Below are 286 nucleotides of genomic sequence, written 5' to 3'. Positions count from 1 at the left end.
CTCCAGGGTGAGTTCGTCGTGGTTGCGCAGGAAGATGCCCCATTGGCAGTTTTTGGGGATGGCGGGGGTTTTGGCGAGGATTTCGGAGACGGGGTAGCGCGATTCACGGCGTACGGCCATGAAGATGCGCGGCATGACGGGGAAGTGGAACGCCATGTGGCATTCGTCGCCGCCCTTGGCGTAGTCACCGAAGTAGTCGACGACGTCCTCGGGCCATTGGTTGGCCTCGGCGAGCAGGACGGTGTCGGGGTAGTGGGCGTCGATCTCGGTGCGGACGCGTTTGAGG

The 286-nt window shown here is 63.3% G+C and carries 1 pseudogene; it reads right to left on the bottom strand.

What is annotated here, in order from left to right:
* Positions 1-286: pseudogene (locus tag IG54_RS38970) on the bottom strand (trehalose synthase); the annotation flags it as partial.

The organism is Streptomyces sp. NRRL S-920 (assembly GCF_000717945.1).
In the GTDB taxonomy this organism is placed as follows: domain Bacteria; phylum Actinomycetota; class Actinomycetes; order Streptomycetales; family Streptomycetaceae; genus Streptomyces; species Streptomyces alboniger.
Note: the sequence above shows the minus strand (reverse complement) of the source record. Positions and strands in the feature narration are given on the sequence as shown.